Genomic DNA, 9,614 nt, shown 5'->3' on the forward strand with positions numbered 1-9,614 from the left:
TCATTGGGGCCGTTTCTCTATTTGGAAGCACCGACTTCGCGCACCACTTCAGCGACCTCCATCAGCTTTTCCGCCAGCGGGTTGGTCTTGCGCCAAACCATGCCGATGCGGCGGGCCGGGGCTGGGGTCGGAAAACGCGCGACTGAGACCGGGGCGAGACGGGTCTCCAGTGGCACGGCCATCTCGGGGATCAGCGTCACCCCGAGACCCGCGCCGACCATTTGTACAAGCGTCGCGAGCGAGCTGCCTTCCATCAGCGTGCGCGGCGGCGCATCGGTAATCGCGCAGTAGCTCAGCGCCTGGTCGCGAAAGCAGTGACCCTCTTCGAGTAAAAGCAGGCGCATCTGCTGTAATTTGTCAGGGCCAGGCACCCGAGCATTGGCTTCGGATTGCGGGCGGACCAGTACGAAATCCTCCTCGAAGAGGGCGTATTCCTCCAGCGCAGGCTCGGAGATCGGCAGGGCGACGATGGCGGCGTCAAGCTGGGCGTCGAGCAGGTCGGCAATCAGCGTACGCGTGACGGTCTCGCGCGGGTGCAATTCGAGGCCCGGCGTCCTTGTGGCGAGGGCGGAAATGACCGGCACCAGCAAGTAAGGGGCAATCGTCGGGATCATACCCAAGCGCAATTGCCCGGTGAAGGGGCCGCTGGCTGAGCGCGCCAGATCGCCCAACTCGCCCACTTCGGTAAGGATGCGCCGCGAACGCTCAAAAAGCGTATCACCCAATTGGGTCAGCCCGACCTGCCGCGCGCCGCGCTCGACCAGAACGGCGCCGAGCATCGCCTCCAGTTCCTTGATTTGCACCGAAAGTGCGGGCTGGGAGATGCCGCAGGCTTCTGCGGCGCGGCCGAAGTGGCGGTGCCGAGCAAGAGCTTCGAAATAGCGCAGTTGCTTGAAAGTGATGTTTGTCATTAGCCCAAGTTATCGCATTGGTAAGTATATTCAATTTGGATTTATGGAAGGCGAGGGTTAGGCTCCAAACAATAAGATTTTCTGATGCACAGGTTTGGAGCGCACAATGGACGGAAACAATGTAATGAATACCGGCTGCCCCGTCATGCACGGTGGCAATACCGACATCGGGCGCAGCCCGACGCGTTGGTGGCCGAAGACACTTAATCTTTCGATCCTGCACCAGCATGATGCGCGCTCCAACCCGATGGACGAAGACTTTGACTTCCGCGAAGCAGTGAAGGGGCTGGATTTCCAAGGCGTCTGGGATGACGTTGAGAAGATGCTGACCGACAGTCAATCCTGGTGGCCAGCGGACTGGGGCCATTACGGCGGTCTTTTCATCCGTCTGTCGTGGCATGCGGCGGGATCCTACCGTCTGGGCGATGGTCGCGGCGGGGCAGGGACCGGCAACATCCGCTTCGAGCCGCTGAACTCATGGCCAGACAACGCCAGCCTCGACAAGGCGCGGCGCATCCTCTGGCCGGTGAAGAAGAAATACGGCAACGCGCTGTCCTGGGCCGACCTTCTGGTGGTGGCGGGCACGGTCGCCTATTCCAACATGGGCCTCAAGGTCTATGGCTTCGCCTTCGGCCGAAAGGACATCTGGGGCCCGGAGATGGACATCAACTGGGGCAACGACAGTCAGATCCTCGCCCCCACCGACGAGCGGGTCGAAGACATCAATAATCCGTCCAGCATGGACAACCCCTTTGGCGCCTCGCACATGGGACTGATCTACGTGAACCCTGAGGGCGTGAACGGCGAGCACAACCCGCAGCTCACGGCGGAATATGTTCGCATGACCTTTGGCCGCATGGCGATGAACGACGAAGAAACCGCGGCCCTGACCGTGGGTGGCCACACCGTCGGTAAATGCCACGGCGGTTTGCGCGCCGAGGACGTGGGTCCCGCGCCGGCGGATTCTGACGTGGTCAACGGCGGCTTCGGCTGGAGCGATCCGGGCTATGACGGCAATGCCAACACGATCCATACCTCGGGACTTGAGGGCGCCTGGACCTCAAACCCGACGCAATGGGACAATGGCTATCTCAAGTTGCTGTTCAAATACGAATGGAAATCGGTGAAATCCCGCGCAGGCGCCAACCAGTGGGAGCCCATCGACATCGCCCCCGAGGACATGGTGCCCGACGCGACCGATCCGTCGATCAAGCACAATCCGATCATGACCGACGCCGACATGGCGATGAAGGTCGATCCGATCTACCGTGAGATCTGCGAGCGCTTCCACAAGGACTTCGACTACCTGTCCGACACTTTCGCCAAGGCGTGGTTCAAGTTGACCCACCGGGACTTGGGGCCGAAGGCGAATTACATCGGGCCATTCGTGCCGCAAGAAGACCTCGTCTGGCAGGACCCGGTGCCCGCGGGGGCGACCGGTTATGACGTCGAGGCACTTAAGGCCAAGATTGCCGACAGCGGTCTGTCGGGACCCGAGATGATCGCTACCGCCTGGGATAGCGCGCGCACCTACCGCGGCTCCGACATGCGCGGCGGGGCCAATGGCGCGCGCATCAGTCTTGATCCGCAGAAGGACTGGCAGGGCAACGAGCCTGCGCGCCTTGCCAAGGTGCTCGACACGCTGGCGCCATTGGCCGAGGCGGCGGGCGCCTCGCTGGCCGACACCATCGTGCTGGCGGGCAATGTCGGGATCGAACAGGCGATCAAGGCCGCAGGCCATGACACACAGGTGCCTTTCACCCCGGGCCGGGGCGACGCCAGCCAGGAGATGACGGATGCCGCGAGCTTCGAGGTCATGGAGCCTCTGGCCGACGGCTTTCGCAATTGGCTGAAAGCGGATTACGACATCCCGCCCGAGGAGATGCTTTTGGATCGCGCACAGCTTCTGGGGCTGACCGGCATCGAGATGACCGGGCTAGTCGGCGGACTGCGGGTGCTGGGGGTGAACCACGGCGGCAGCAAGCATGGGGTTTTCACCGACCGCGAAGGCCAGTTGACCACCGATTTCTTCCAGACCATTGCCGACATGAACTTCAAATGGGTTCCGGTGGAGGAAGATGGCACCTACCAGATGCAGGAACGCGACAGCGGAGCCGTGCGCTACACTGCCACGCGCACCGATCTGGTCTTCGGCTCGAACTCGATGCTGCGCGCCTATTCGGAACTCTACGCGCAGGATGATAACGAGGCCAAGTTCGTCCGCGATTTCGTCGCCGCATGGACCAAGGTGATGGAAGCCGACCGCTTCGACCTGCAAAGCTGACGCCACAGCGGGCGACCGAGCCAACCCGGCCGCCGGTAAATATTTCATTGCCCTGACCCGGCGCCTCTTGCACGGGTCAGGGCGCGCGCCATCTATCCTTCATGCGCTTCATCAGGGGATTCACCATGCGCCTTTTCATCCTGCCTGCCTTCCTCGTCTCTGCCATCTCAACCGCGGCCTTCGCGGATCAGACCTCCGGAGAGATCGTGGCCTATGACCGTCTGGCCAATATCATCGTTCTGACCGACAATTCGGTCTGGACGCTGGACGCCAAGACCCTCGTGCCCTCGGGCCTCAAGGCCGGGGACCGCGTCACGCTGACCTTCGCCTCGGACGGGGACAACGGTGCCAAACCCGCCACCGCTCTCATACGCGAGGAGTAACGCGTAAGGTCTGGGACTGAGGCGCAATGCTATCAGCGGACTGCTTGAAATAGCTTCGCATCTGACGGCTTCTTCGAAGCCGCTTCAGCCCCCATCCAGACCGAACAGTTAGGTTAGCTCCGAGCGAGCCTGAACTACCAAATTGGTGGGAACTTAGTCTGAATCTTTCCGGAAGATATAATCGATCCTAGTGTCCCACTTTTTCATAACTTATTGTTTTCGTACGGGTCATGCATCGCGCCCCCGGCGACACGTCTGACCAGGCAGTCCAAGGAGAAGCGTGCGCAGAGAAAACTTAAAAGCGTGCGCAAAACCATGGAGGTGCTTGGGTTTCTACATTGCCTTAGTCACAAGCCACTGAAAAAGATGGGAAAAGAAGCGCCGCCTTCGCTCTTTTCCTTTTTTTCGATGGAGTAAAGAGCGCTTAAAGGTCCGTCGGTATGTGTGAGCGCAGGTAGACACACCCATACTCTTCCACTTACCCCAGACGGATTTAGCCTACGGGCTTAGTGATAGGTATGCCAAGAGCGGTATAGCGGTTGAGGATGGCGATGCGGACTTGGATTTCCGCGACTTGCCTTTCGAAGTCCCTCGTCATGAGCGATTGGCCCAGTAGTTTCATACAATGCATCTTGGTTTCGACGCGGCTTCTGCGGTGGTATCCACTCCAGCGTCGCCACACCGTGCGGCCCAGATACCGTTGCGCATGAACCGCATCGTTGCGGGCAATTGCTCCGGCGCTCGTAGGCTTCCAGGGCTTTGCATTCTTGCGTGGCGGGATCACCGCATGGGCATCTCTGGCAGCAATCGCCTCGTGGCAATTGCGAGTGTCATACGCCCCATCTGCGGTAACGTTGCCGATGTCCTGATCGAGCGGGATTTGGTTCAGGAGTTCGGGCAGCATAGGAGCATCACCGATGTTGCTGCTGGTGACTTCGACTGCCCGAACTTCCAGCGTTTCCTCGTCGATACCTATGTGTATCTTGCGCCATATGCGGCGTTTAGAACCGCCATGCTTACGTGCATTCCACTCGCCTTCACCCTCGGCCTTGATCCCCGTGCTATCGATAAGAAGATTCAACGGGCCAGCACCGCCACGATACGGCAGGCTCACGTTCAGCGATTTCTGGCGGCGGCAAAGAGTGCTGAAGTCCGGTGCTGACCAATCAAGCCCGACCAACCGCAGCAAGCTTTGAACGAACCCAGTTGTCTGGCGGAGCGGCATGCCAAAAAGGACCTTCAGCGTTGGACACGTTTGAATAGCCGCGTCACTGAATTGCTGTTGCCGCCCTCGCTTGCCGTTTGGCGGCGGCGCCCACACCATCTCCGGATCAAACCAGATCGACAACGATCCGCGCCGCTTCAAGCTGTCATTGTAAGACGACCAATTCTTGGTCTTATATTTGGTAGGGGACCAGCTGCTCTATCCGTTCGAAGGTGTTTGGGATGGACCTTCGCGGTTTTGAGTTATTCCTTTGAGCTGTTGCGGTTTTCCTAAGAAGAGCGGGCATATCCTTTCGAACCTCAAAGCTATACGGCCGCACAATATACTGGGCGGTGTGGATTTCGGATGGTGTTTCTTGTGGGATGACAGGAGACGCCAAGATGAAACCAAAGACTTCAACACATCGACGATCAGCATGGTTCGCTGCCGCCCTTGTGGGAGGAACCGCTTTAGGGGCCTGTTCCCCGGCGACAAATAGTACGCAGCAAGCAAGTCCTCTTCAGGGCCCCCCGGTTACAGATAACCATACACCCTATACGGTTTGCTTGGCAGCGCTTGCGGCAAACCCTGCCCAAAATCGCCCAACGGTTGCGGTCGGGCTGATCGCTGATAAGACAGGCAAGCGCGCTTACGACAGTCTGAACGATAGCACTGAGTTAACGCAAGGTGCGTCAGAAATGATGATCAGCGCGCTCTTCAAGACAAAGCAGGTCAATCTTGCTGAACGGCTTGATCCGAGAGTGGCTTTGGCCGAGCAGCAGCTTATCGAGCAGAAACTTATTAAGAAGCCAGCGCGTGTGGTGGATGTCGCCCCTGCGCATTTTCTGGTTCTCGGCGCACTGACTGAGTTGAACTACAACATCCAATCGGGCGGCGAGCGGCTTTTTATCGCCGGCATCGGCGGCAGCCGGCGGGCTGCAGTGATCAATGTCGGCATCGATCTCAGGGTCGTAGACGTAAATAGCTTCGGCACAGTCTACGTCACGAGTCTCCAGAAGCAAATTGTCGGCGTGGAGCATGAGGCGGGCGTTTACCGTTTCTTCGGCGACCGCTTTGTAGAATTCGACTCCGGAGAGGTGCGCAACGAACCGTTGCAACTTGGAGTGCGATCGGTGGTGGAACTGGCCGTCTACCAGATCCTCACTGAAGGGCTCGGCCTGCCAGCACAAGAGAATGAAGGCTGCGCACCGGGCGGGGAATACCCCGAAAAAACAGACCAGACACAAACTTAACCACAGGAAGGACTACCAAAATGAAACTTCACCACTTTGCCGCTTCTGCTATCGCGATTATGGCTGCAGCACCGGCCTTTGCGTTTGATACCATTAACTGGAACTGGGATGCTGATGTTCAATCGACCGTCACCACGGATGCTGTAAGCAGCATTGCTGTTGCGCCAACTGGCTTGGAGCAAGTGGAGTCTGAGCAGACGTCGTTGGGTGCTATGACAGCGCTCAGCACCAGCACGGGGATCGACAACGCGCTAACCGGTTTAGTTGGGTTCACGAGCGACGACATGGTCGCTGTTGAAACGCAAGCAAGTGCGCTTGGTAACAGCGCCAGTCTCGACTCTGATGTGTCGATGTCCTTCGATGCCGGTCAGGCGTTTGGGGGTGCGGATCTCACTCTTGGCACTGGCCTAACCGGGACGCTTGCGGACATCTCCTTGCCGGGCGCCATCCTTGCGACTGCTACGACCACGGGCGTGTTGAATGGCACTGTGGATAACAGTGCCACGGGGGTGGCGAACAACCTGACGGCAAATCTGACCACGACCTCGGACCAAGATGCGTTCTTGATGGGGAATAATGTTCAGAATGCCATTGGGACGGTTGGGTCAACCTCTACTGTTGACGCTGTGATTTTTGCGGATGTTGCAGGGCTCGGCACGCTTTCTGCCCCGGCGATTTCATCGACGTCGACGGCGGTAGGCAACAACCTTGGTGTGACCATCGACGGTATTAACTGAGAATGGAATGGCGGGTAAGGTCCTTCCCACATTGTTCATCTCCTAAGGACCTTATGCGCCGTAGGTGGCCCGGTAACCGCATCGGGCCACCTCCCTCATATTGCTAGACGGAGAACTACCATGAAATATTTTCTTGTTTTCTGCCTTCTTTTGCCGTTCCCGAGAGAAGCGCTCGCAGGAGAAACGACTTTTGTGATTGGAAGTCGCCCTTGGAATTTTGCCAACCGCAGTCGGGAAAACCATCTTGCGATGTATATGCGCGGGCCTGATGGTGCTGAGAGTGGCTTCAGTACCTCTAACTTTGGCGCTTCTGGATATCCGGGCTATCCTGTGAGTTCGACTTCTTATGCGATCGGTAACTGGGTGCAGGTCGACATGCATTTGGGCGATGGGTCTGAAGGACTTATCATGATCGAGAACCACCAGAACAACCAAGGCAATCAACAGTCTGTTTCAGATGCTCTGGGTGAGATCATGGAAAGCTATCAGACCGACGCGTCTACTGCGGCCACGACGATAGTGGAGTAGGGGGGTGGCGGGGTTTTCTAGAGAAACACGTTCTGCGCTAGCGCTTACTTTGTGCGATGGGCCTGGGCTGCATTTGCTATCTTTTGGCATGGTGGGCCTAACCCTTATCCCTATGTCGTAGGGGGATATCCTACTGAATGCGATCTATGAGATAACGGTTTCTGAGGCCGTGTTGGAAGGCGCTGATCAGCCGCATGTAGCTAGAAACAGGCATAGCTCTGGCAATCGGGCAGACGCCTCGTCAAAGTCATGGCAGGTGATTTCTGAGCAAAAGGCCGACGGGTAAGAAAGCAATCCTCCTATGGTCCTGCTTCTTGAAACCGTCGAACGAAAGGAGATAAGTCGCGTGTCTGCATTTGATCCTCTAGCGCATTTGGAAGCTGGCTGCGTTCTTCTCGTCGAGGATGATGAAACCAATCGCTTTATTGTTGGCCGTATGGTTGAGGCGGAGGGTTATGAAGTGGTTTTCGCGCAGGATGGGCATGAGGGGCTGCGCAAAGCGCAGGAGGGCAAATTTGATCTTATACTCATGGATATAAGCATGCCCGGCATGGATGGGGTGGAGGCAACAATGCACATCCGGCAAACAGTTGGGCCTTCGCAGAACTCAGCAATTTTTGGACTGACAGCGCATGCGCTTCCTGAGGAGATCGAGGGGTTTTTAGCAGCTGGTATGCAGGGCTGTTTGATCAAACCGCTCCGAACCACAATGTTACGAGATATCCTCGCCAGACTTGATGATTTTAAACAAGGGCAGGGGGAGGACATCCCTCTGATCGACGGCGACATACTTCTTGAATTGTATGCGGTGATGGAGAGGTCTGCTTTTGTGGAGCTTTTGGTTCAGGTTGTAGATGAAATCGAGGGGGCGCGTGCTCAGGTATCACAGTTTGTATCGAACAATTCCTATGAACAGCTCGCCAGATGCGCCCATAAAGTTGCTGGATCAGCGGCGGTTGTTGGCGCTTCAGAACTGCAGCAGGCGGCTGCAGCTCTAGAGACGGCGGCAAAGGTTAGAGGCCGCGTTACAGTCGTTGAAAGGTTCAGTGCGTTTGATGCTAAGGCCGCGGAGACGGCCACTGTTCTTCGAGAATATCGGCACGGGCTTTAATGCGAAACGAACCCTTTTTGTTTGCCTAGAAGCGCTGCATGGGTTCTGTTTTTTGCTCCTAACTTCTTGAAGAGCGACCTCATATAGAGTTTAATTGTGACCTCTTGGAGGTGTAAGTCACGGGCAATTTCTTTGTTAGACTTTCCTTCACGCAACCCTTCTAGCAGTTGCATCTCCCGGCCGGTTAGCGTGATACCGCTGTCTGGAACTTCAGTATGAACCTGTGTTTCGCGCATCCAGCGTACAGGAGCGAATTGTTCACCTAGTATCATGAGGTTAATCGCGCCTAAGATCGCGTTTACGCCTAACGTCTTAGGTACGAAGCCCGCAGCACCGTGTTCGAGGGCTTGCTCTGCAATCTCAACCGAAGCGACACCGGACATCAGTGCCACCGGGATGGGCTTCGCAGCCTCTAAAGCTTTTTGGAGGGCTTGGAGGCCGTCCATCCCAGGCATATCATAATCTAGAAGGATTATATCGGGGGCAGCATCCTCTAACTTTGAAATGGTTTCTGAAAATGTGGAGGCTTGGGTAACAGTAAAACCCTCCATATTTTTCAATACATTGGCGAAGGCTTCCCGCACCAAGTTGTGATCATCGGCAATAAGAATATGCATGGGAAGAGGACCTTTCTTTCGCACTTATCGATTTTGGCATCGTGATGAGTACCGCTGTCTGTATTATCGTATTTTGGCTGGCGTCCGGGCCTTACGGATCGTCGGTTTACCTACGTAAACTTGGGCTCGGGCTTTCACATATCTCAGCCAGTGAGGCTTCCAGCTGGGGCGTCTGAAGGATTGTGTGTCGGGCTATGCTGATGCCTTTTAGGGAGGGGGCTGATTTCAGTATTAGCGGTGGTAAATGAGCGCCTCATGGCTTTCTCCTGCTATTTGCAAGGATATCATTGCATTTAGCCCAAGCTTTGGCGCGGATCATTCGGGATAGAGCGACTATCTTTTGGTATATGGTATGTAGCGATAGGGTAGTTTTTGGTGTCCCTGTGGTGTTGTTGTTGCGTTTTGCGGTTTTCTGTGGGGTTTTGCATTTACCATAAGTATGATTATAGGTTTTTTTGTTGTAGCCGCAAAGCGATAATGTCACCCTTAAGCAAAGCAGAAGTGTCACTCTGTCCTCGGTTTGGGATGAGGATGTGTGGACATGGGATGGGTGATGATGAGCGAGCGCGAGTTGAACCGCGTGGAA

The 9,614-nt window shown here is 56.4% G+C and carries 8 protein-coding genes and 1 pseudogene; 6 read left to right on the top strand and 3 right to left on the bottom strand.

What is annotated here, in order from left to right; all coding sequences use genetic code 11:
• Nucleotides 1–17 precede the first annotated feature (17 nt).
• A complete protein-coding gene (locus J3456_RS17090; RefSeq protein WP_349581395.1) occupies nucleotides 18–911 on the bottom strand; it encodes a hydrogen peroxide-inducible genes activator in 894 nt (297 codons plus the stop codon).
• A gap of 106 nt (nucleotides 912–1,017) precedes the next feature.
• On the opposite strand from J3456_RS17090, the gene katG reads away from it, so the two are divergent.
• Together katG and J3456_RS17100 are read left to right on the top strand one after the other, a co-directional pair.
• Nucleotides 1,018–3,195 carry a catalase/peroxidase HPI gene (katG, locus tag J3456_RS17095; protein WP_349581396.1) on the top strand — a complete coding sequence of 726 codons (2,178 nt, stop codon included), beginning with the start codon at nucleotides 1,018–1,020 and terminating at the stop codon, nucleotides 3,193–3,195.
• Nucleotides 3,196–3,320: 125 nt separating this feature from the next.
• Nucleotides 3,321–3,578, top strand: a complete 258-nt coding sequence (locus tag J3456_RS17100; protein WP_349581397.1) for a hypothetical protein — start codon at nucleotides 3,321–3,323, stop codon at nucleotides 3,576–3,578.
• Nucleotides 3,579–4,071: 493 nt separating this feature from the next.
• Here the strand turns inward: J3456_RS17100 and J3456_RS17105 are convergent.
• Nucleotides 4,072–4,992 (bottom strand): annotated as a pseudogene (locus J3456_RS17105) (IS5 family transposase); the annotation flags it as partial.
• A 191-nt stretch (nucleotides 4,993–5,183) separates the two neighbouring features.
• Here J3456_RS17105 and J3456_RS17110 point away from each other — a divergent pair.
• From J3456_RS17110 to J3456_RS17125, 4 genes are all read left to right on the top strand, one after another.
• Nucleotides 5,184–6,035: a CsgG/HfaB family protein gene (locus tag J3456_RS17110; protein ID WP_349581398.1), complete on the top strand. Its 852-nt coding sequence runs from the start codon at nucleotides 5,184–5,186 to the stop codon at nucleotides 6,033–6,035.
• Between the two features lie 20 nt (nucleotides 6,036–6,055).
• A complete protein-coding gene (locus J3456_RS17115; protein WP_349581399.1) occupies nucleotides 6,056–6,772 on the top strand; it encodes a hypothetical protein in 717 nt (238 codons plus the stop codon).
• 120 nt (nucleotides 6,773–6,892) lie between these two features.
• The gene (locus tag J3456_RS17120) at nucleotides 6,893–7,300 is read left to right on the top strand and encodes a hypothetical protein (RefSeq protein WP_349581400.1); all 408 of its coding nucleotides are present in this window, start codon (nucleotides 6,893–6,895) and stop codon (nucleotides 7,298–7,300) included.
• A gap of 346 nt (nucleotides 7,301–7,646) precedes the next feature.
• Nucleotides 7,647–8,411 (top strand): response regulator, encoded by a 765-nt coding sequence (locus J3456_RS17125; RefSeq protein ID WP_349581401.1) that lies wholly within the window; start codon nucleotides 7,647–7,649, stop codon nucleotides 8,409–8,411.
• On the opposite strand, the gene J3456_RS17130 is transcribed toward J3456_RS17125, so the two are convergent.
• Nucleotides 8,408–9,028, bottom strand: a complete 621-nt coding sequence (locus tag J3456_RS17130) for a response regulator transcription factor (RefSeq protein ID WP_349581402.1) — start codon at nucleotides 9,026–9,028, stop codon at nucleotides 8,408–8,410. The two genes, J3456_RS17125 and J3456_RS17130, sit on opposite strands and share 4 nt — an antisense overlap.
• Between the last annotated feature and the right edge of the window lie 586 nt (nucleotides 9,029–9,614).

This window comes from Sulfitobacter sp. NFXS29 (assembly GCF_040148765.1).
Taxonomy (GTDB): domain Bacteria; phylum Pseudomonadota; class Alphaproteobacteria; order Rhodobacterales; family Rhodobacteraceae; genus Sulfitobacter.

Bases quoted from the DNA above. Each gene is read 5' to 3' on its own strand.
- J3456_RS17090 (WP_349581395.1), bottom strand. From the start codon at position 911: ATGACAAACATCACTTTCAAGCAACTGCGCTATTTCGAAGCTCTTGCT.
- katG (WP_349581396.1), top strand. From the start codon at position 1,018: ATGGACGGAAACAATGTAATGAATACCGGCTGCCCCGTCATGCACGGT.
- J3456_RS17100 (WP_349581397.1), top strand. From the start codon at position 3,321: ATGCGCCTTTTCATCCTGCCTGCCTTCCTCGTCTCTGCCATCTCAACC.
- J3456_RS17110 (WP_349581398.1), top strand. From the start codon at position 5,184: ATGAAACCAAAGACTTCAACACATCGACGATCAGCATGGTTCGCTGCC.
- J3456_RS17115 (WP_349581399.1), top strand. From the start codon at position 6,056: ATGAAACTTCACCACTTTGCCGCTTCTGCTATCGCGATTATGGCTGCA.
- J3456_RS17120 (WP_349581400.1), top strand. From the start codon at position 6,893: ATGAAATATTTTCTTGTTTTCTGCCTTCTTTTGCCGTTCCCGAGAGAA.
- J3456_RS17130 (WP_349581402.1), bottom strand. From the start codon at position 9,028: ATGCATATTCTTATTGCCGATGATCACAACTTGGTGCGGGAAGCCTTC.